Source organism: Bradyrhizobium sp. MI1.7, from assembly GCF_055811795.1.
Map to the genome: position 1 here is coordinate 1 of NZ_JBVVPO010000039.1, position 18516 is coordinate 18516.

General features: G+C 62.9%; 26 protein-coding genes. 12 read left to right on the forward strand and 14 right to left on the reverse strand.

What is annotated here, in order from left to right:
- The 3 genes from AC0L3X_RS29160 to tnpA all read right to left on the reverse strand — a co-directional run.
- Positions 1 to 542 (reverse strand): transposase domain-containing protein (locus AC0L3X_RS29160; protein WP_473317055.1); only part of this gene is annotated, 542 nt, incomplete at its 3' end.
- Positions 543 to 664: 122 nt separating this feature from the next.
- Positions 665 to 1021 carry an IS66 family insertion sequence element accessory protein TnpB gene (gene tnpB / locus AC0L3X_RS29165; protein WP_063980520.1) on the reverse strand — a complete coding sequence of 119 codons (357 nt, stop codon included), beginning with the start codon at positions 1019 to 1021 and terminating at the stop codon, positions 665 to 667.
- A complete protein-coding gene (tnpA, locus tag AC0L3X_RS29170; protein ID WP_231145760.1) occupies positions 1018 to 1449 on the reverse strand; it encodes an IS66-like element accessory protein TnpA in 432 nt (143 codons plus the stop codon). The genes tnpB and tnpA overlap by 4 nt, the downstream gene beginning before the upstream one ends.
- A gap of 294 nt (positions 1450 to 1743) precedes the next feature.
- Between tnpA and AC0L3X_RS29175 the strand changes: the two genes are divergently transcribed.
- Together AC0L3X_RS29175 and AC0L3X_RS29180 are read left to right on the forward strand one after the other, a co-directional pair.
- Positions 1744 to 1869 carry a hypothetical protein gene (locus AC0L3X_RS29175; RefSeq protein WP_283843390.1) on the forward strand — a complete coding sequence of 42 codons (126 nt, stop codon included), beginning with the start codon at positions 1744 to 1746 and terminating at the stop codon, positions 1867 to 1869.
- Positions 1870 to 1880: 11 nt separating this feature from the next.
- Entirely contained in the window at positions 1881 to 2270 is a 390-nt protein-coding gene (locus AC0L3X_RS29180; protein WP_063982795.1) for a hypothetical protein, read from the forward strand.
- Positions 2271 to 2653: 383 nt separating this feature from the next.
- On the opposite strand, the gene AC0L3X_RS29185 is transcribed toward AC0L3X_RS29180, so the two are convergent.
- Complete coding sequence (locus tag AC0L3X_RS29185; protein WP_063982794.1) at positions 2654 to 2986, reverse strand: hypothetical protein; 333 nt, start codon at positions 2984 to 2986, stop codon at positions 2654 to 2656.
- A 483-nt stretch (positions 2987 to 3469) separates the two neighbouring features.
- Here AC0L3X_RS29185 and AC0L3X_RS29190 point away from each other — a divergent pair, with 483 nt between their 5' ends.
- Positions 3470 to 3760 carry a hypothetical protein gene (locus AC0L3X_RS29190; RefSeq protein WP_187388030.1) on the forward strand — a complete coding sequence of 97 codons (291 nt, stop codon included), beginning with the start codon at positions 3470 to 3472 and terminating at the stop codon, positions 3758 to 3760.
- A gap of 136 nt (positions 3761 to 3896) precedes the next feature.
- Here AC0L3X_RS29190 and AC0L3X_RS29195 read toward each other — a convergent pair whose 3' ends face one another.
- The gene (locus AC0L3X_RS29195; protein ID WP_063982793.1) at positions 3897 to 4265 is read right to left on the reverse strand and encodes a hypothetical protein; all 369 of its coding nucleotides are present in this window, start codon (positions 4263 to 4265) and stop codon (positions 3897 to 3899) included.
- A gap of 436 nt (positions 4266 to 4701) precedes the next feature.
- Between AC0L3X_RS29195 and AC0L3X_RS29200 the strand changes: the two genes are divergently transcribed.
- The gene (locus AC0L3X_RS29200) at positions 4702 to 5109 is read left to right on the forward strand and encodes a hypothetical protein (protein ID WP_014494682.1); all 408 of its coding nucleotides are present in this window, start codon (positions 4702 to 4704) and stop codon (positions 5107 to 5109) included.
- 191 nt (positions 5110 to 5300) lie between these two features.
- Here the strand turns inward: AC0L3X_RS29200 and AC0L3X_RS29205 are convergent, their stop codons facing one another.
- Positions 5301 to 6539 (reverse strand): MFS transporter, encoded by a 1239-nt coding sequence (locus AC0L3X_RS29205; protein WP_063982791.1) that lies wholly within the window; start codon positions 6537 to 6539, stop codon positions 5301 to 5303.
- A 129-nt stretch (positions 6540 to 6668) separates the two neighbouring features.
- Here AC0L3X_RS29205 and AC0L3X_RS29210 point away from each other — a divergent pair, with 129 nt between their 5' ends.
- Positions 6669 to 7277 carry a TetR/AcrR family transcriptional regulator gene (locus tag AC0L3X_RS29210; RefSeq protein ID WP_063982790.1) on the forward strand — a complete coding sequence of 203 codons (609 nt, stop codon included), beginning with the start codon at positions 6669 to 6671 and terminating at the stop codon, positions 7275 to 7277.
- 329 nt (positions 7278 to 7606) lie between these two features.
- Here the strand turns inward: AC0L3X_RS29210 and AC0L3X_RS29215 are convergent, their stop codons facing one another.
- Complete coding sequence (locus AC0L3X_RS29215; protein ID WP_028150565.1) at positions 7607 to 8980, reverse strand: PleD family two-component system response regulator; 1374 nt, start codon at positions 8978 to 8980, stop codon at positions 7607 to 7609.
- 14 nt (positions 8981 to 8994) lie between these two features.
- Positions 8995 to 9360, reverse strand: a complete 366-nt coding sequence (locus AC0L3X_RS29220) for a response regulator (protein WP_008566616.1) — start codon at positions 9358 to 9360, stop codon at positions 8995 to 8997.
- A gap of 228 nt (positions 9361 to 9588) precedes the next feature.
- On the opposite strand from AC0L3X_RS29220, the gene AC0L3X_RS29225 reads away from it, so the two are divergent.
- Positions 9589 to 9900, forward strand: coding sequence for a DUF3572 domain-containing protein (locus AC0L3X_RS29225; protein ID WP_028150563.1), 312 nt, complete (start codon positions 9589 to 9591; stop codon positions 9898 to 9900).
- Complete coding sequence (locus AC0L3X_RS29230; RefSeq protein WP_473317037.1) at positions 9897 to 11189, forward strand: DNA polymerase IV; 1293 nt, start codon at positions 9897 to 9899, stop codon at positions 11187 to 11189. Before AC0L3X_RS29225 ends, AC0L3X_RS29230 begins: the two co-directional genes overlap by 4 nt.
- Before the next feature lie 16 nt (positions 11190 to 11205).
- Here AC0L3X_RS29230 and AC0L3X_RS29235 read toward each other — a convergent pair whose 3' ends face one another.
- Positions 11206 to 11361, reverse strand: a complete 156-nt coding sequence (locus AC0L3X_RS29235; protein ID WP_166097113.1) for a hypothetical protein — start codon at positions 11359 to 11361, stop codon at positions 11206 to 11208.
- Positions 11362 to 11563: 202 nt separating this feature from the next.
- Between AC0L3X_RS29235 and AC0L3X_RS29240 the strand changes: the two genes are divergently transcribed.
- Positions 11564 to 11965: an ACT domain-containing protein gene (locus AC0L3X_RS29240; protein WP_063982788.1), complete on the forward strand. Its 402-nt coding sequence runs from the start codon at positions 11564 to 11566 to the stop codon at positions 11963 to 11965.
- Between the two features lie 89 nt (positions 11966 to 12054).
- Here the strand turns inward: AC0L3X_RS29240 and AC0L3X_RS29245 are convergent, their stop codons facing one another.
- Positions 12055 to 12456 (reverse strand): RidA family protein, encoded by a 402-nt coding sequence (locus AC0L3X_RS29245; RefSeq protein WP_014494674.1) that lies wholly within the window; start codon positions 12454 to 12456, stop codon positions 12055 to 12057.
- Positions 12457 to 12528: 72 nt separating this feature from the next.
- Positions 12529 to 13374: a cell envelope integrity EipB family protein gene (locus tag AC0L3X_RS29250; protein WP_063982787.1), complete on the reverse strand. Its 846-nt coding sequence runs from the start codon at positions 13372 to 13374 to the stop codon at positions 12529 to 12531.
- 233 nt (positions 13375 to 13607) lie between these two features.
- On the opposite strand from AC0L3X_RS29250, the gene AC0L3X_RS29255 reads away from it, so the two are divergent.
- From AC0L3X_RS29255 to AC0L3X_RS29270, 4 genes are all read left to right on the forward strand, one after another.
- Complete coding sequence (locus tag AC0L3X_RS29255) at positions 13608 to 14075, forward strand: RidA family protein (protein ID WP_014494672.1); 468 nt, start codon at positions 13608 to 13610, stop codon at positions 14073 to 14075.
- 16 nt (positions 14076 to 14091) lie between these two features.
- Positions 14092 to 14838, forward strand: coding sequence for a glycerophosphodiester phosphodiesterase (locus AC0L3X_RS29260; RefSeq protein ID WP_063982786.1), 747 nt, complete (start codon positions 14092 to 14094; stop codon positions 14836 to 14838).
- A gap of 213 nt (positions 14839 to 15051) precedes the next feature.
- Positions 15052 to 16293, forward strand: coding sequence for a GNAT family N-acetyltransferase (locus AC0L3X_RS29265; protein ID WP_231142130.1), 1242 nt, complete (start codon positions 15052 to 15054; stop codon positions 16291 to 16293).
- A gap of 51 nt (positions 16294 to 16344) precedes the next feature.
- Positions 16345 to 16773, forward strand: a complete 429-nt coding sequence (locus tag AC0L3X_RS29270) for an HIT domain-containing protein (protein WP_063982784.1) — start codon at positions 16345 to 16347, stop codon at positions 16771 to 16773.
- Between the two features lie 118 nt (positions 16774 to 16891).
- On the opposite strand, the gene tsaA is transcribed toward AC0L3X_RS29270, so the two are convergent.
- From tsaA to AC0L3X_RS29285, 3 genes are read right to left on the reverse strand one after another with little or no spacing between them, the layout of a single operon-like run.
- Complete coding sequence (gene tsaA, locus AC0L3X_RS29275) at positions 16892 to 17383, reverse strand: tRNA (N6-threonylcarbamoyladenosine(37)-N6)-methyltransferase TrmO (protein ID WP_063982783.1); 492 nt, start codon at positions 17381 to 17383, stop codon at positions 16892 to 16894.
- A 31-nt stretch (positions 17384 to 17414) separates the two neighbouring features.
- Positions 17415 to 17765 (reverse strand): AzlD domain-containing protein, encoded by a 351-nt coding sequence (locus AC0L3X_RS29280; RefSeq protein WP_063982782.1) that lies wholly within the window; start codon positions 17763 to 17765, stop codon positions 17415 to 17417.
- Positions 17762 to 18502, reverse strand: coding sequence for an AzlC family ABC transporter permease (locus AC0L3X_RS29285; RefSeq protein ID WP_063982781.1), 741 nt, complete (start codon positions 18500 to 18502; stop codon positions 17762 to 17764). The genes AC0L3X_RS29280 and AC0L3X_RS29285 overlap by 4 nt, the downstream gene beginning before the upstream one ends.
- Positions 18503 to 18516 lie beyond the last annotated feature (14 nt).

Genomic DNA, 18516 nt, shown 5'->3' on the forward strand with positions numbered 1-18516 from the left:
CGGGCATAGATCTGGGCCTGCCGGTAGAGCGGCAGATGATCGGCATATTTGGACACCAGAACCTGGGCGACCGTGGCCTCGGTCGGCAGGCCGCCCTCGATCAGCCGGGCCGGAGCCTCGGCCTGCACGACACCATCCTCGCAGGCACGACAGGCGTATTTGGGACGCCGGGTAACGACAACGCGGAACGGCGCCGGCACCATGTCCAGCCGCTCGCTCTTGTCTTCACCGATCCAATGCAGTTCGCCCTGGCAGCAGGGGCAGGTCTTGTCGTCGATGTCGACGACGACCTCGATCCGCGGCAGATGCGCCGGCAGTGCCCCGCGGTTGACGCGGCGCTTGCGCGCCCGTTCCGCCCGACCTTCCGGGGCGGTCTCGTCCTGACCGGCCTCGGCAGAGGCCGCGACCTGCTCGACGTCCTCGAGGCCCAGCAGCATCTGTTCCTCAGGAAGCGACTCCGCCCTCCGGCCAAAGCGATGACGCTGCAATTCCTTGATGATCTGGCGCAGCCGCTCGCTCTCGTGCCGCTCGGCAAGCAGCATCGCCTTCAGCGTCTCGGGATCATCAGGAAGGTTATCGCTCACGGGCAAATCAGAGCATATTCGCGCCCGCCTGACGACGTACTCGATGCCTCTGATTCACTTCGCCGCAGCGCGGCCCACAATTATCCGGCTTGCGTCGGGACGACCGTCTCCCGTGCCGCGTGGACACGCCGCCAATCGAGCCCTTCGAGCAGCGCCGACAATTCTGCCGCTGACAAACGCATCACGCCATCCTCGATCTTCGGCCAGCGGAAGACGCCTTCCTCGAGCCGCTTGGCGAACAGGCACAAACCCGTACCATCCCAGAAGATCAGCTTGATCCGGTCCGCGCGCTTGGCACGGAAGACATAAACAGCACCCGAGAACGGATCGGCCTTCATGTGCTCGCGTACCAACATAGCAAGCCCTTCCATTCCCTTGCGGAAGTCGACTGGCTTGGTTGCCACCATCACCCGGACAGTGCCGGACGGGCCGATCACCGGCTTGCCTTCAACGCATGGACGATGGCCGCAATCATCGCCACGTCCGCGCCTTGGCCGACCCGGATAGTGACGCCTTCGGCTTCGATCTCGATGCCCCCAACATCCGGCTTGGCCTTCCGTCGCGCTGTCTTGCGCTCACGGCCCGCAACCGCGACCGGCGCCATGGCGTCTACCACCGCAGGTACAAACTGCGGATCGTTAGCCATCGGCGCCGGCTCCCGGCGCGCTTGCCGGCGCCAAGTGAACACTTGTTGTGGGGTCAGCCCGTGTCGCCGGGCAATCTCGGAAACGACCGCGCCTGGTACCAGCGTCTCCTCGACAATCCGGGCCTTGTCGTCCTTGGAGAACCAACGACGTCGTCCCGTCTCCGTGATCACTTCCAGCCGGCGCGCCGTTACATCCGACTTAAGCGTATGGTCAAACATAGACACAAACCGATCCCTTCAAAGAGATCGTGAAACTCGCCTATCCCATCTGCCCCGAAAAGGTGGGAGCGGAACGACGCTTACCATGAACCCAATAGCGGACATCCTTGTCATCAGGATTGCTTAACCAACAAATCTTGAGAGTAGTGCACAAATTTCATTAGTTATCATAGGTTGCAATGAAGGTCCCGAGACAATCGGCGGGGGTTTCTGGATTGTGGGCAACGACGTCCCTTGGTACGTGAGCTTGATTGTATCTTTCCTTCCGCTCGTGCTCGGCTGTAGCGCGATTGCGTGGCACGGGCGACAGGTACGGAAGTCAATGACAACAAGGATGGGCGCTCGTTGGCGCAGGTCTTCGACAATCTCACGCAGGAGATTAAGCGCGGCAACGATCTGCGCGAGAACGGCAAGCCTTGAGCGAGCACACAATGACCGGTAGCGAAGATGCCATTGCGAGCTTTCTGAACGTTGACCTGGACATAGGTGGAGCCGCTCACGACATTGAAGAGTTTGCGAAACCGATTGAAGCCAAGGTTGTTGTGCTTCGCCGCAACGGTCGCGATGCGTCCATAGAGCTTGCCGACCGGTTCGCCTCGCTCGAAGAGACGTTGCTTGGCCTAATCGAGTTTGTCCGCACACTCCAACCTGACCTTAGATGTATCAGGGAACGACTGGACTTTCGCAGGCTGAATGTGGGCATACAAGCGGCTGGTGAGCCGCATGCAACAGAGTTTGCCATCTCAGCCAAGGCTATCGAGATGATCGCAGCCTTGCATTTCGAGATCGTTTTCACCGTCTACGCTCCGACGACAGCATGATCTCTCACTGGATAGCGGTGATCGTGTTGTTCCTGATTGTTGCCGGCGGAATGGCGTTGGCATGGCCCCGTCGAAAGAAGGCGTCCGGCCTCGGGGCTGATGTTGATGGCCCCGGCCCGTCGATAGATGGCGGAAGCGATCATCATTCTGGAGGCGATGGTTTTTCGGCAGGTGACTAGCCGCTGACGGCATACCCGCGCGACCGCTCAGGCTCCGAAACCAGCGCTCATAACCACGAAGCGCCTCATCAATTCCCCCCGGGAGAATCACAGGGAGAATCATACAGCGGCACGGCGTTTTCATACAGCCAGGGTCACCTGCGGTCGTCGGCGAATACCGGCGCGATGTCCTCTACGGGCCAACGCAGACAGTTAGCTTACCGGTTAGGAAGCTAGAAAAAAACTCTTGCCATCCTTATAGTCGAGGACTTTGTCTTTAAAATGCACGGCAGTCTTTGACGTGACAGCGAAAATGAGCGCCGTGCCGTCAACGTGCTGCAAAAGGTTCGTCGGCACTTCATCGAGAAAATACCAACCGAACCCCGGGCCGAAGACTACCGTCTCTCGCGTCGCCTCTTCGTATTCTTCGTGCCAAAAAAGCGCAGGCACCATCAGGCGCCCCATAGCATCGGAAGATACCTTTGTGAGCTCATTGATCTTTGCGATGGCTCGCTGGCTGAGCTGGAAATTCGTCGGGATGTACTCGGCCTTCTTCATGTTCCTAACCTCAGGGAGAAGTTACATCCGAGGTTCAGTCTCATTCAATCAGCCCCACTGGAGCATGTCTACGCAAGCGACAGTTCGGTCTGCTCAAGCACTTAATTCAAATTGCCTCGATCACTGGGAGATGCCCGCACCCGCCGCAAGGCCGCTGCTCAGTTCAATGCTAAGCGGAGTCCGCTTCGGGGCCAAAAGCGGACATCAGACCGAACCTCAGCAATCCACTATGAGCCAATCGCGGACATATCCGCCAGTTGAGTCTGTTGCTCAGGTTGCCCTTAAGGACGTCGCACGTTACTTTGGGTTGCATGCCTCTGAGGATAAAGAAGGTTCACATGGCGCGGGCCATCGAGATCACATTTGTTCACACAGCTGGTCTAGATCGAGTGCGGAATTAAGTGGAGACCGTGGTCGCGGTGGGTCCGTCTTCTTGAGCGCTACCGAAGGGGGTGGTCTGTTGACTACGAACCGAAGCCCCTCATGAGCAAAACACGACTTTGTCAGGCAATAGCAAGGCGAGCGACAGTATCGTTTACGCATCGAGGCGAACGGTACAAGGTCGAACCCTTTTCGGTCGGATACGAAGAGCAGGATGCGCGCGGCCAGCCGCTGCTTCTGCGCGGATGGCACGAGAACGGCTGGCGAGATTTCGAGGTTAAATTCATGAGCCGCCTAGAAATTGACAGCCAGCCGTTTCCTGCCGACAGGCAGGGCCATCAGAAGATGGCTGTCGTTCTGTGCGATGTCTACGGAAAGTCGTGGCCCCGCTAAGGACATATGCGCTCCAAGGTCGGCTTTGGGTCAATCGCGTCGGTTTGGTTCTCCCGAGACGCCTTTTGGTCAGCCCCAGTGAGCGGACATCTTTAGTACCCCTCGCCAAGTCTCAAACGGGCCAGAAGGCGACCTTCTACTCGGTTTTATACACGGACAACTGAACCTCCATCCCGGCTTCGCCGGCAGCCGCAGCCAGATTGGCAGGAACCGTCAGCGACTTAGACAGTGCCGAGTGCGGGAAAACCATTGCTACGTCCAAGCTCGGCGCTCCAATCGAACCGGCGGAAACCAGCTGTCGAATAATGGCACGAATTGATTGAATACAGCCGAGAGCATTGGCCCATTGATCCCCTTCATCTGCGATGTCGATCTGAGCATACGCGCTCCGAGACGATGCCTCATAACGGTCGACCTGCAGCCCCAATAAAGCGTTCAGATCAGAACGCGAGAGGGCCACGTCTGGTATGCGAATTACGATGCTTAGCGGCTGAGAGGTTGTCATGCGTCATTGTATTCCGGCTCTTGAAACAACTGCAAAGCACCAAGGTAGGTCTTCGCAGGAAGGCATCCAAGAGGTCCGCAATGGGTCACACCCGGAAGAACTCGGGCTGAGCATATCAAGTCTGCTTCACCCCCAAGGAGCGGACATCTAGCGGACATGCCGGGTCGACCGCTTGGGCCAAATCCGGACCTTCCCGTGGGCCTGGCAGAGACTTCGTTTCACATGTTCCCCAGACTCGTCAGGTGACGTAGAATGTCGTTGCCCTTAAAGTGGGATGTGCCGAAATCACCCGTCTGGGCAAACGAGCAGCACTGGTGCCATCGGCAAGCACACGCTCTCTTAGAAGCCGTTCCTTTTTCGGTTTCGTACCACCGTTCACCACGAACTTTGCGCGCTGCTTATGCGGCGGCTCGTTCGGTAACGTCGGGAGAAAGCGATGAGCAAGATCGATCGAAGGTCCGCACTGGGAATCGCGTTGGCAGCGGCTTCGGCTGCCATGGTCAAGCCAGCCGCCGCTCAAGCCACAGGCTACAAGGATATGACGCCTTGGCCAGGTGTCGTGGTGCGTGAATATGAAGGCGAGACACCATCCCTGATCCCAGGTTTTAAGACCGTCTCAATGCGCGATGTCATCATGCAGCCGGGGGCGAAGACCATGGGGCCCCCGATGATGAATGCCATGATCTGCCATATCACCGAAGGGGAGCTTCGGCTTGAGCAGGACGGAAAGACCTTTACGGGCAAGAAGAATTTTGTCTGGACCTGCAACAAGGAAACAAAAGAACAGGCGTACAACGACGGGAATGTGGTCGCGATTATGCGGATCACGGACCTGAAAGCTTAAGGCCCATGTGGAGGAGCGGATGGCGCACGCGACGACGCGCCATCCGCCTGCAGGATCATGGATTGTTGCAACGTCACAGCCGGAGAAAAGTTCGTCCGCGCGCCAAGCTGCGGGTCACAAGCGGCCATCACGACGAAACAGCACGGCGTCCGCGGCAAGCTCCCAAGCTGACGTTCGCGAGCACCGCCCCGCTACGCCGTCCGCAGCACCGGCGACGGCGGCTGCGACGGCCGGATCAGCGCGAATGCGACCTGGATGATGCCGCCGGCCAGACCGAGCGCCACGCCGATGCGCCAGGCCATGGTGTAGGAGCCGAGCGTGTCGTAGAGCACCCCTCCTCCGTAGGCGCCGAGGAAGCTGCCGATCTGGTGGCTCATGAAGGCGAGGCCCTGGATCATCGCCTGCCAGCGCAGGCCGAACATTTCGGCGACGGCGCCGGCAACCAGCGGGCCGACCCCCATCCAGAGGAAGCCCATGATGGCGCCGAACAGCAGCGTCGAGAACGACGTCGCCGGCAGCATGAAATACCAGGCAAGCGCGAGCGAGCGCAGGATGTAGATGCCGCCCAGCAGTGCCAGCTTGTTCCAGCGCTGGCCGGCCCAGCCGAAGAACAGCGAGCCCAGCACGTTGAAGCCGCCGATCATGCCGAGCGTCTGCGCGCTCAGCATCGGATCGAGGCCGCAGATCGCCAGATAGGACGGCAGATGCGTGGTGAGAAACACGAGCTGCATGCCGCAGACGAGATAGGCGCAGGTCATCACCACGAAGGACGCGTTGCCGAACGCCGTCTTCGCAGCCGTCGCGGCGGTGGCATCCCCGATGTCGTCGGCGGCGGGCTTCGGCAGCGGAATCGCGTCGACACGGCCGGCATACCAGGCCGCAGGGATCATCAGCACCGACATGATCACGAAACCGGCGAGCCCGACGCGCCAGCCAAATCCTTCGTTGAGCATCTGTCCGAGCGGCGCCGACAACAGCGCGCCGAGCGAGCCCGCGCCGGAGACGATGCCGAGCACGGTCGAGCGTACAGTCTCCGGCACCGCGCGCGCCGCCACCGACATCGCGATCGCGGCCGCGGTGCAGGCCAGCGACGTCCCGATCAGCACGCCGGCGCCGATCATGATGCTGACGAGCCCGTTCGCGGTCGCCATCAGAATGAGGCCCACGATGTACATCAGCGCGCCCACGATCATGATCGGGCGGAAGCCGTAGCGCACCGTCATCGCGCCGGCGAGCGGCTGGAGAAAGCCCCAGGCGAGGTTCTGCACGGCCAGCGCCAGCGTGAAATCCGAGATCGAAATGTGGATGTCATGCGTCAAAGGCTGCATGAAGATGCCGAGGCTCTGCCGCAGCCCCATGCTCAGCGTCAGCATGATCGAGGCGCCGATCAGGATGGGCAATGTCGGACGCAGGACCTGCAACAGGGGCATATTTTTCTCCCTCGTCGGCGCGACGCGCGCGCCGGCGTCTGCAATTCTCGATGTTTTTAGTTACACAGATCTGTGTACTTAGGCTATGAAAGGTGCACGCTGTCAAGCGAACAGGACGCACGCTGCCGCATGGCTCCCCCGCCCACACCACAGACGATGAAGGAGCGGATCCTCGAGACCGCCGACAAGCTGTTCTATCTGCAAGGCATTCGCGCCATCGGCGTCGACACCATCGCGGCCGAGATCGGGATCTCCAAGCGCACGCTCTACAACCACTTCCCCTCCAAGGACGCGCTGATCGCGGCCTATCTGGAGCGGCGCTTCGTCAAGCCGCGCCCCTCCGACAAGCCCCCGGCCGAGCAAATTCTTGGCACCTTCGATTCGCTGGAGCGGCGCTTTGCGGCCAAGGATTTTCGCGGCTGCCCGTTCGTCAATGCGGTCGCCGAGCTCGGCCCAAAGGACCGCGCCGTGAAGAAAATCGCAATCGCCTTCAAGGAAAGTCGCCGCGTCTGGTTTCGCGAGCGGTTGAACGAGCTAGGTGTTGCGGATGCGGATGCGCTCGCGACACAGCTCGTGCTCCTGGTCGACGGCTCGATCGCGCAGGACCTCGTGCGCGACGACCCCGCGATGGCCCGCGCCGCGAAGGAAGCGGCGAAGGTGCTGCTGCGGAATGCGGGGGTGGATGTGGGTGATGGGGAGAAGCAAACCGCGACGCACAGCAAGCGCACGCCGCACTGAGCACTGCTGCCGCATCACTCGGTGTCATCACCCGCGAAAGCGGGTGATCCAGTATTCCAGAGACAGCGAGGCTAGAACCGAGAGGCCACGGCGTACTGGATTCCCCGCTTTCGCGGGGAATGACAGTGGAGCTTGGGGGGAAGCGACGACACCTGACTACACGTCAGGACCAATTCGCGATCCTATCAAAATGCTCCTGTTTTGCCCGACGTGTCAAACGCCCGGGCAATCGGCCTAGGCCGCCCAGCTCTACCCGCATAAGCCATTGATCCAACTAACGCCGGCTACTGTGCATGGGGTTGTTTTCGCAGTTTTTGTTGCAAGCGGCCTCACGCCGCCTGCGACACCACGCGATTGCGGCCGTCGTGCTTGGCGCGGTAGAGCGCGGTGTCGGCGCGCTTGAGGACGTCGGCGACCGCCTCGCCCTTCTGCTCCAGCGTGGTGAGGCCGATCGAAATCGTGACCTCGATGCGCTTGGTGCCCTTGTGGACGGCGAACGGCTCGCCCGCGATCGAGCGGCGCAGGCGCTCGGCGACCATGCCGGCGACGTGGAGATCGGTCTCCGGCATCACGATGACGAACTCCTCGCCGCCGTAGCGGCAGGCCAGGTCGATGCCGCGGATCGACTTGCGCACGCGCACCGCGAACTCGCGCAGCACGTCGTCGCCGGCGTCGTGGCCGTAATTGTCGTTGATCGACTTGAAATAGTCGATGTCCAGAATCATCAGCGCCAGGGGCTTGCCGCGGGTCGAGGCTTGGTCAGCGAGCGTCGCCAGATGGCTCTCCATGTAGCGGCGATTGTGCAGGCCGGTGAGCGCGTCCGTGATCGCCATCTCGATCGAGTTCTGCACGTTGTCGCGCAAATGATCGGTGTAGCGGCGGCGGCGGATCTGCGTGCGGGCGCGGGCCAGCAGCTCGGTCTTGTCGATCGGGCGCAGCAAATAGTCGTTGACGCCGATCTCGAGGCCGCGGAGCAGCCGCGTCGAGTTCTCGGGGTCCGCGATCGCCAGGATCGGCACGTGGCGCGTGCGCTCCAGCGAGCGCGCCTGGCTGCACAGCCGCAGCCCGTCGAAATTGTTGAGGTCGAGCGAGACGATCAGCAGGTCGTAATTGCCCTCGGCGGCGTGGAACAGCGCTTCCGTCGGGTTCGGCTCGACGTCGATGGTGTGCTCCGCGGCGAGGATCGTCGCCAGCCGCTCATAGGAGGACTGACGGTCGTCGACCAGCAGAATGCGGCCGCCCCGGCCGGTGTCGGCCACGGCGCTGCGCTCGGGCGCCTGCATGCCGATCTCGAGCGAGGTGATGGCGCGCATGCGCAGCTCATCGGTCATCATCTTCAACCGGGTCAGCGAGCGCACGCGCGCGATCAGCACGACGTCGGAGACGGGTTTTGTCAGGAAATCGTCGGCGCCGGCTTCCAGCCCGCGATTGCGGTCGGCGGGGCTGTCGAGCGCGGTGACCATCACGACGGGGATGTGGTGCGTCGCCGGATCGGTCTTGAGACGGCGGCAGACTTCAAAGCCGTCCATGTCGGGCATCATCACGTCGAGCAGGATGATGTCGCATTCGGCGCGGCTGGCCAGCGCCAGCGCTTCGGTGCCGTTCGAGGCGGTCATCACGTCGAAATATTCGGCGGACAGGCGAGCTTCGAGGAGTTTGACGTTGGCGGGAACGTCATCGACAACCAGGATACGCGCGGACACTTTGAACTCACTTCCTATCCGATAAAACGCCGGACCGTCTCAATGAATTTGCCGACCGAGATCGGCTTGGACAAATAGGCCTCGCAGCCGCCCTCGCGGATGCGCTCTTCGTCGCCCTTCATCGCGAACGCCGTGACCGCGACGACGGGAATGGCGCGCAGCTCCGGATCGTCCTTGATCCAGCGCGTGACCTCGAGGCCCGAGACCTGCGGCAATTGGATATCCATCAGCACGAGGTCGGGCCGCATCTTGCGAACGAGGTCGAGCGCCTCGTAGCCGTTGCTGGTGCCGGAGGTCTGGTAACCGTGCGCCTCCAACAGGTCGCGGAAGAGCTTCATGTTGAGCTCGTTGTCTTCCACGATCAGGACGGTCTTAGCCATCCCGCCCTCCTGATTGGCACGAAGCCCTATACATGTGACGCCTCAGGCGCCGCTCGCCGGCGCTTCGAAAACTGGATTCAAACTAGCCTCAGATTCGCTTGAGTTTCGTTAAACCCGAGGGCCGACTTTCTGCGATGTGGTTTCCGGTTGCTTGTCGGCGGTCTTGAGACTCGGGCATGATGGTTTCAAAGTAGACACCGAAAGTTAACGGAAAGGCAAACCGAACCCTTGAAAAAGCCTGTTCACAACCCTCGCGAAGTCGCTGAAATCGTTGCGATTCAGGCGCTCTCCTTCGTGGCCGGCGATCCGGAGCGGCTTGGCCTGTTCCTCGCTGAGACAGGCGTCGGTCCTGAGACCCTGCGCAATGCCGCCTCGGACCCGAATTTCCTCCTCAGCGTGCTCGATTTCGTGATGCGCGATGACGCCACCGTAAAGGCCTTTGCCTCGACCGCGGAGCTGCATCCGACCAACGTTGCTGCGGCGCGGCAGGTGCTGGGCGACGCGCTCGGCGACCCCTCCTGGGAGCGCGACGTGCCGTGACCGTCCCTGATACGGCCGGACCCCGCTGCTTCTGCCGGGATTGTCTGGCCGATCTGGATATGGGCGTGAGGCGCTGCTCCGCCTGCGGTTCCCCTCGCCTCGTCCGCCACCGCGCGCTCGCAGGCCTGACCATCGCCCATATCGACTGCGACGCCTTCTATGCGACGGTCGAGAAGCGCGACAATCCTGACATCGCCGACAAGCCCGTCATCATCGGCGGGGGCAAGCGCGGCGTGGTGTCGGCCGCCTGCTACATCGCCCGCACCTATGGCGTCCGCTCGGCCATGCCGATGTATAGGGCGCTCGAGGCCTGCCCGCACGCGACCGTGATCCCGCCCGACATGGCCAAGTACGTCCGTGTCGGCCGCGAGGTGCGCCAGGCCATGCAGGCGCTGACGCCGCTGGTCGAGCCGCTCTCGATCGACGAGGCCTTCCTCGATCTCTCGGGCACCGAGCGGGTGCACGGCATGGTTCCGGCCAAGGTGCTGGCGCGGTTCGCGCGCAACATCGAGCGCGACATAGGCATCTCCGTCTCGGTCGGCCTGTCCTGCAACAAGTTCCTGGCCAAGATCGCCTCCGACCTCGACACGCCGCGCGGCTTTGCCGCGCTCGATCAGGAGGAAGCCCGTTTGATGCTGGCGGAGAAGCCGGTCGGCTTCATCTTCGGCGTCGGCCCGGCCACGCAGGAGCGCTTGGTGCAGCGCGGCTTCCGCATCATCGCCGACCTGCAAAGGGCCGACGAGATCGAGATGATGCGGCAGTTTCCGAGCGATGGCCGCAGGCTGTGGCGGCTCGCCCGCGGCATCGACGACCGCCGCGTCGAGCCCGATCGTGGCGCCAAGACGATTTCGAGCGAAACCACCTTCGAGACCGACATCCGCGATTTCGCGACGCTGGAGAAGATCCTGTGGCGGCTCTGCGAGAAGACGTCGTCGCGGCTGAAGAGCAGCGAGCTTGCCGGCTCGACCGTCACGCTGAAACTGAAGACCGCCGATTTCCGCCAGCGCACCCGCTCGCAGTCGATCGCAGGCCCGACGCAGCTTGCCGCCAAGATCTTCTCGATCTGCCGCGAGATGCTGGCGAAGGAGATCGACGGCACCGCGTTCCGTCTGATGGGCGCCGGCGTCAGCGCGCTGCGCGAAGGCTCGCCCGCCGACGACACCGACATGCTCGACCGCCGTGCTGCGCATGCCGAGCGCGCGGTGGACAGTCTGCGCAAGAAGTTCGGCAACTCCGCCGTCATTCGCGGCATCGCGTATGATGGCCCTGAAACAGGACAGCAGGAATGATCGAGTCCTGCTCAATTCAGTCGCGTTCGAAGATCCGTGCACCCGGATAGACACGCCGGGCATACTGAATGACCAACTGCCGATCCTGACTCGCCAGGAACGGCGTTCGGATCTGACAAGACCCGACGATGAGGTGCCACAGGCCGTTGAGCTTTCCAATCATGACGTTCATTTGAGCTTCCTCGCAGTGACCCGAGTAGACTCAAATTGTAAGAATCTCCGGCCGTCGCTCAATTGTACCAGCGTAAGGTCAGCGTATGAGAAGGATTGGAAGAGATATACAAAGGTATGTTGGCGAGGCCCCTGTCAGGTTCCGGCGCTGATCGGTTTCGCAAGGGCTGTACGCATCCGAACGCGCTGAGAGGCTGGCCATCGTGACAGGCGAACGCGACCTCGACGCGCTGTTGAGAAACATGAAGCCGGAGCTGCTGGACGGCACCTTCGTGTTTTGCACGATCCCACCCAACGAGCCCGTTCCCGCAGCGGTCAACCCGCTGCTGACGTTTCGCGAGCAGGAAGGAACCACGCTGGTGATCCTGCGCGAAGAAGCCGAGGCGTCAGGCTTACGCTACGCGTTCGCCTCGCGCCTGATCACCCTGACGGTACACTCCGCGCTCGATGCGGTGGGCTTCCTGGCTGCGGTCACGGCCCGCCTGGCCGAAGCCGGCATCAGCGTGAATGCGGTGTCGGCCTTCCACCACGATCATCTTTTCGTACCTGCCGACAGGGCCGATGAAGCGATGGCTGTTTTGCGAGCTATGTCCGCAGCAAAGTAAGATGGGTAGAGTGAAGCGAAACCCATCGAGCTCTTCCTGCGCAACAAGGGTGATGGGTTTCGCTTCGCTCTACCCATCCCACGGTCGGATCAATCCGCGACGGCCACCGCCTCGATCTCGATCAGCCATTCCGGCGCGGCGAGCGCGGAGACGCCGACGAGGGTGCTGGCCGGCGGCTCCATGCCTTCGAAGAAGGCCGAGCGGGCCTTGCCGATGATAGGGCGCAGCTCCGGCTTGTAGTTCACCACGAAGGTCGTGATCTTGACGATGTTGGCGTAGGTCGCGCCGGCCGCCTTCAGCGCATGGCCGAGATTCTGCATCACCTGCGTCGTCTGCGCGGCAATATCGCCCTCGCCGACGATCCGCCCTTCCTCGTCCACCGACACCTGGCCGGAGATGTAGATCGTACGCGCACCGGAAGCGGTGACGACGTGGGAATAGGCCGGATTGTGATGCAGGCCGCTGGGGCGGAGATGGTCGAGCTTGGGCATGGTGCTTGCCTCCCGGGTTTGTGGTTGGGAGGAAGCGTAGCCGGAGAGCGAGCGGAGGGCTAGTCTCGCCCCTCAATTGCAGGGCTTGCTGTCCCTCGCGTCGAACTTGCCCATCGCGCCGGAAATCACGAAATCGTTGTAATCGAGCACGAGCTGACGCGAAACGCCGTTTTCGTAGAGCTCGAACGCCATCGCGTAGACCGGCGTCTGCTCGCCTTCCTTCTGCTGGGACTCGCGGTCGAAATAGCTGACGGTAACCGGCCAGCGCTTGAGCGACTTCATGTGCTCGTCCGTGGTCGATGCATCGGGCGAAGCAGTGCGGTCGGCGGGAATCGGCTGACCGATCACGGTCAGCGTGTTGTAGACCTTCTGGCCGTCGTCGGAGCCGTCATAGACCGACAGCTCGAGCAACGACTTGCCGTCCTTGGCGGCGGCAATGATGCGCTGGATCTGCTCGGTCGGGAACACGATCTTGCCGTCGAGCGTGAAATTCTTCGGCGCCGGCAGCTTCAGCTTGACGTTGATGTGGTCGCCGTCGCGCTCGGCCGAACCGTCGACCCGGCCGGCATCGGCCTCGTTCATCCGCGTCTCGATCTTGAAGCGGTAGCTTTTTCCCGCGGCGTCCTCCCAGGAGTTGGAGCGGAGGTCGCTCAGCGTGATCTTGCCCTCGCCGCTGTCGAGCTCGGAGACCTGGCGGAATTCGGAGGTGTAGCCCTCGCACGAACTCCCCGTGAAATTGTAGAGGATGCGGCCGCGCGCGCTGTTGATCGAATTGGAGCGCGATTTGACGAGGCTGAGGTCGTAGAGCGCCTGGTGCGCAAGGAACGGACCGCTGGCCGCCTGCGCTCCACCGCCTGCGCCGAAAGCAGCCGCCGCGAGCGCCATCACACCGAGCGAAGTCCGGAAAAGGTGCACCATGTGTCATCCCTGGGGAAAGCGCAGATTCGACATTTTAATGACCGTTCCATTGCGTCGCAACTGAGGCCGTTTCACGTAAAGTTGCGGCCCCCGCCTTGAACCTGCTGCCTGGCCACAACAAAATGCAGTCGCTCCGGTTGCTTGCATGTGACGGCACGATGGGCGAAACAGGGCGCGCCCGGCCTCCAAATGGACGCAGCCGGGCGGATGAAATTTGGACAACGAGGTCGAACATGGCGGGCACGGTCGAGCAGAAACTGGCGGAACAGGGCATCAAGCTGCACGAGGCCCCTACCCCTGTCGCCAATTACGTGCCGTTCGTGCGCACCGGTAACCTGCTGTTCGTCTCCGGCCAGGTCTGTTTCGACCCCGCCGGCAAGCTGATCGCCAAGGGCAAACTCGGTGCCGGCGTTTCGATCGAGGACGGTGCCGCAGCGGCGCGCGGCTGCGCCGTGAACCTGCTGGCCCAGGTCAAGGCGGCGCTCGGCGACCTCGACAAGGTCGTGCGCGTGGTGCGCCTCGGCGGCTTCATCAACTCGGCACCCGACTTCCTGGACGGACCGAAGGTGCTCAACGGCGCCTCCGACCTGATGGTCGCCGCCTTCGGTGACAAGGGCCGCCATGCCCGCACCACCGTCGGCGTCGCCTCGCTGCCCGCGGATGCGGCGGTCGAGGTCGAAGGCGTGTTCGAGGTCGCCTGACACGGAGCTGACGGCGTTGCGCGCTCCTGATTGGCTGACAGCCCGGCCGGTCGCCCATCGCGGCCTGCATGACATTTCCCGCGGTGTCGTCGAGAACATGCCGGGCGCGGTGCAGGCTGCGATCGCGGGCAATTTCTCGATCGAGGTCGACATCCAGCTCTCCGCCGACGGCGAGGCCATGGTGCACCATGACCACGCGCTCGGCCGTCTCACCGAGGCCACCGGCGAGGTGGTCGAGAAGACCGCGGCCGAGCTGAAGGCGGTCAAGTTCAAGGACACGGACGAGCGGATGATGTCGCTGTCCGATCTCTGCGCCATGGTCGCCGGGCGCGTGCCGCTGGTGATCGAGGTGAAGAGCCATTTTGGCGGCGACCGCAAGCTGGTGAAGCGGATGGCCGAGGTGCTGGCGTCCTATCAGGGGCCCGCTGTCGGCATGTCGTTCGATCCCGACCAGGTGCTGGCGCTGCGTGAGCTGTTGCCGTCCCGCCCGCGCGGCATCGTTGCGCAGCGGACCTACGAGGACGAGTACTGGGCGAAGCTGACGCAGGCGCAGCGCGACAGCATGCTGTACCTGCGCCACGGCTTTCAGACCCAGCCGCATTTCGTCGCCTTCAAGGTTGACCACCTGCCGGCCCCCGCCCCCTGGATCGCCCGCAACGTCCTCGGCTGCGCCCTGCTCGGCTGGACCGTGCGCACCCCGGAGCAGCGGACGCGGGTCGGACAATATGCGGATCAGATGATCTTTGAGGGGTTCGTCCCGTAGGGGGAACACCTGTTGCACAGCGCTTGCTCTCGTGTCCCGGACGCGCTGCAACGCGCAGCGTTGCTGTGCAGAGCCGGGATCCAGAAGGCGGCACGCTATTCGGAGAGATGGGCCCCGGCTCTGCACCGCTGCGCGCTGCGATGCGTCTGGGGCACGAGAGAGCTCGGTTCCCGCCTCTTGAAGTCGCTGCTGCAATGCACGATCTTGGGCACGATGGCATCATCTGAAATCACACTCGAGGCTGTACCCTCGATTGGCGAGGTATCTGCCGAGGATTGGGACGCCTGTGCCAATCCCGACAAGGCTTGCAACGGGTATGGCGCGGGAACTTCATCCGTGCTTCCAGGCGATTCCCTCGGCCTCTCAAAACCCGCTTATAACCCGTTCGTCTCGCACGCGTTTTTATCCGCGATTGAGAAATCGGGTTCAGCAACCATCCGCACCGGCTGGGGGCCGCGGCATCTGGTGGCCAAGGTCGATGGCCGCGTCGCCGGGGTCGTGCCCTGCTATCTGAAATCGCATTCCCAGGGCGAATACGTCTTCGACCGCGGCTGGGCGGATGCCTATGAGCGCGCCGGTGGACGGTACTATCCGAAGCTCCAGGTCTCGGTTCCCTTCACCCCGGCCACAGGGCCCCGGCTGCTGGTCCGCGACGGCGTGGATCGCGAGCGCATCGCTGAAGCGCTTGCAAGCGGGCTGGTGGCGCTGTGCGGCGTCAGCAAGGCCTCCTCGGTGCACGTGACCTTCGCGCGTGAGACGGAGTGGAAGCGGCTCGCCGGACACGGCTTCCTCCAGCGCACCGATCAGCAGTTCCACTGGCATAACGAGGGATTTGCGACCTTCGACGATTTCCTCACCACGCTCAATTCGCGCCACCGCAAGTCGATCAAGCGCGAGCGGCGCGATGCGCTTGCCACCGGCATCACCATCCACTGGCTCACCGGCAGCGACATCACCGAGGATGCCTGGGACGCCTTCTTCGAATTCTACATGGAGACCGGGTCGCGCAAATGGGGCCGGCCTTATCTCACGCGCGAATTCTTCTCGCTGATCGGCGAGACCATGAGCCAGGACGTGCTGCTGGTGATGGCCCGCCGCAACGGCCGCTGGATCGCGGGCGCGATCAACTTCATCGGCTCGGATACGCTGTTCGGCCGCAACTGGGGCGCGGTCGAGCATCATCCGTTCCTGCATTTCGAGGTTTGCTACTATCAGGCGATCGATTTCGCGATCAAACACGGCCTCGACAACGTCGAGGCCGGCGCGCAGGGCGAGCACAAGATCGCGCGCGGCTACCTGCCGCGGACGACCCATTCCGCCCACTTCATCGCCGATCCCGGCCTGCGCCGCGCCATCGACGATTACCTCAAGCGCGAGCGCGCCTATGTCGCCGAGGCCGGACGGGAGCTGGCCGAGCTCGGCCCGTTCCGCAAAGGCGTCGACGAGGCGCCTTGACGGTTTGCCACGGCTGATGACAGTAAGCGCAAAATTCGAGGAGCCGCCGCCATGACCGCCTACGACCCCAACAACATCTTCGCGAAGATCCTGCGCGGCGAGTTTTCCTGCCACAAGGTCTATGAGGACGAGCATGTGTTTGCCTTCCTCGACATCATGCCGCGGGTATCGGGCCATACGCTGGTGATCCCGAAGGCCCCTGCCCGCAACATCCTCGACATCAAGCCTGACGACTACGCCCACGTCGCCCGGGGCGCGCACAAGATCGCGGCCGCTGCGATGAAAGCGTTCGAGGCCGACGGCATCACCGTGCAGCAGTTCAACGAGCCCGCCGGCGGCCAGGTGGTGTTTCATCTCCACATGCACGTGATGCCGCGCCACGACGGCGTGGCCATGCTGCCGCCCGCCAGCCGCAAGGAAGACGTCAAGGTCCTCGAAGAGAACGCGGCCAAGCTGATCGCGGCGTTGAAGGCGGGCTGATTGCCGCGCATCGTCATTCCGGGGCGCGCGGAGCGCGAGCCCGGAATCCACTTCACCACCGTCTCTGTTGCCCGATGGATTCCGGGCTCGTGCCTTCGGCACGCCCCGGAATGACGAACTACTCCGACTGAAAATCCCCTGCCTGCGGGGCGGCCAGCGGCGTGAATTCGCAACGATCTGGCTTGATGTCGATCAGCGGCGTGTTGTCGATGCAGTCGAGCCCGCGCACCAGAATGGCATTGCCCTCGATGCCGACGAGCTTGACGATCGAGGTGCCGATCGGGTTGGGCCGGACCGGTGAGCGCAGCGAAAACGTGCCGCGGGTCTTCTCGTTGTTCTTCGGGCTTTGCAGGACGATGTCGCGGCGCGACTTGTCGAGCCAGTAGAGCACCTCGAGATTGCTGTAGAAATCGACGCCCTTGATGGCCGGCACGAACGGCTCGAAGATCTCGAGCCGGCACACCGGGCCGTCCTGACGCCCCTGTCGCGGCGTCTCCATCCGCGAGGTCCAGGGCGTGCGGATGCGGCCGATGAAGACGAGGCCGGCATCCTCCGTCGACGGCAGCTCGATGGCGACCTCGCCCTCGCGGAGCTCGTTTTCGCGAACCATATTTCCAGTTCCTTGCTGTTCGCCGGTGGTTTTAGCCTAACCACCACTTTCCGGCCAGCATGAAGACTTCGCCTGTCACCACACCTGCGAAGATCGAGCGGCGGGTCAGCAGGAAGGCGACGAGGCCTGCGCCGACCGCGCCATAGCGCAAGACGTCCGGCACGCTGGCGAGCGCCCCCGGCGGCTCCACCACGATCTGGGCGATGACGCCGGCCAGGATGGCGGTGGCGACCGCCCTCACCCAGACCAGCAGCTCCGAGCCCTCGTCGATGCCGCCGCCGAACCACAGGCCCAGCATGCGCCATATCTGGTTGGGAACAACGCCCGCAACGAACAGCACGACGAGTGCGTGCCAGTCGCCGATGAGCTGCGCAAAGCTCATGCGCGCACCTCCCGCCACCAATGCACGCCATAAGCGATCGTGCCGGCCACCAAACCGCTGACGAGAATGTCGAGCCCGGAGTTCATCTTCGCGGCCAGCGGATAGAGCAGAACCCCGAGCGTCAGCGCGACGACGTCGGCGACCTCGCGACTGTTGCGCGCGGTCGAGAACAGGAACGACAGCGGCGTCAGCATCAGGATCGCGGCCCCGAGCGTCTGCGTCAGGTTGGCGGCAAGGAAATAGCCGACCGTGTTGGCGGTGAGACACACTGAGACCAGACCAAAACCAAGTCCGTTGACGAAGGCGATGCGCCGCTCGCGCGGCACCTGCGGCAGGAAGCGATGGCATTCGACCCACAGTGTCACCGCCGTAAGATGCGCGGCGAAGAACAGCTCGCGCCGCTTGGTCGTCGGCGTGCGCATCAGGGGCAGCACCGAGACCACCATCGGAAACAGCCGGATCGCGCTGACGGTGACCGCGATCGCCGATTGGATGATGGTCGCGCCGGAGCCGAGCGTGGTGATCAGAATGATCTGCGCGGGGCCCGCCCAGACGAACAGCGTCGAGCACAGCGCCCAGAGCAGGCTGAAATGGGTGTCATGGGCGAGCGCGCCGATGCCGAGATAGGTCGCGAACAGGACAAGCGTGAGGATCGTCTGCGTGATCGAACGCAGTCCCCACGCAAACGCGCGCCAGGAACTTTGCCATTGAGGGGAATCGAGCGGAGGAAGCGCCACGGGAGTCTTTGGCC

Coding starts and splice junctions, on each gene's coding strand:
- tnpA (WP_231145760.1), bottom strand. CDS start 1,449: ATGTTTGACCATACGCTTAAGTCGGATGTAACGGCGCGCCGGCTGGAA.
- AC0L3X_RS29180 (WP_063982795.1), top strand. CDS start 1,881: ATGACCGGTAGCGAAGATGCCATTGCGAGCTTTCTGAACGTTGACCTG.
- AC0L3X_RS29185 (WP_063982794.1), bottom strand. CDS start 2,986: ATGAAGAAGGCCGAGTACATCCCGACGAATTTCCAGCTCAGCCAGCGA.
- AC0L3X_RS29190 (WP_187388030.1), top strand. CDS start 3,470: ATGAGCAAAACACGACTTTGTCAGGCAATAGCAAGGCGAGCGACAGTA.
- AC0L3X_RS29195 (WP_063982793.1), bottom strand. CDS start 4,265: ATGACAACCTCTCAGCCGCTAAGCATCGTAATTCGCATACCAGACGTG.
- AC0L3X_RS29200 (WP_014494682.1), top strand. CDS start 4,702: ATGAGCAAGATCGATCGAAGGTCCGCACTGGGAATCGCGTTGGCAGCG.
- AC0L3X_RS29205 (WP_063982791.1), bottom strand. CDS start 6,539: ATGCCCCTGTTGCAGGTCCTGCGTCCGACATTGCCCATCCTGATCGGC.
- AC0L3X_RS29210 (WP_063982790.1), top strand. CDS start 6,669: ATGGCTCCCCCGCCCACACCACAGACGATGAAGGAGCGGATCCTCGAG.
- AC0L3X_RS29220 (WP_008566616.1), bottom strand. CDS start 9,360: ATGGCTAAGACCGTCCTGATCGTGGAAGACAACGAGCTCAACATGAAG.
- AC0L3X_RS29235 (WP_166097113.1), bottom strand. CDS start 11,361: ATGAACGTCATGATTGGAAAGCTCAACGGCCTGTGGCACCTCATCGTC.
- AC0L3X_RS29245 (WP_014494674.1), bottom strand. CDS start 12,456: ATGCCCAAGCTCGACCATCTCCGCCCCAGCGGCCTGCATCACAATCCG.
- AC0L3X_RS29250 (WP_063982787.1), bottom strand. CDS start 13,374: ATGGTGCACCTTTTCCGGACTTCGCTCGGTGTGATGGCGCTCGCGGCG.
- AC0L3X_RS29255 (WP_014494672.1), top strand. CDS start 13,608: ATGGCGGGCACGGTCGAGCAGAAACTGGCGGAACAGGGCATCAAGCTG.
- AC0L3X_RS29265 (WP_231142130.1), top strand. CDS start 15,052: ATGGCATCATCTGAAATCACACTCGAGGCTGTACCCTCGATTGGCGAG.
- AC0L3X_RS29270 (WP_063982784.1), top strand. CDS start 16,345: ATGACCGCCTACGACCCCAACAACATCTTCGCGAAGATCCTGCGCGGC.
- tsaA (WP_063982783.1), bottom strand. CDS start 17,383: ATGGTTCGCGAAAACGAGCTCCGCGAGGGCGAGGTCGCCATCGAGCTG.
- AC0L3X_RS29280 (WP_063982782.1), bottom strand. CDS start 17,765: ATGAGCTTTGCGCAGCTCATCGGCGACTGGCACGCACTCGTCGTGCTG.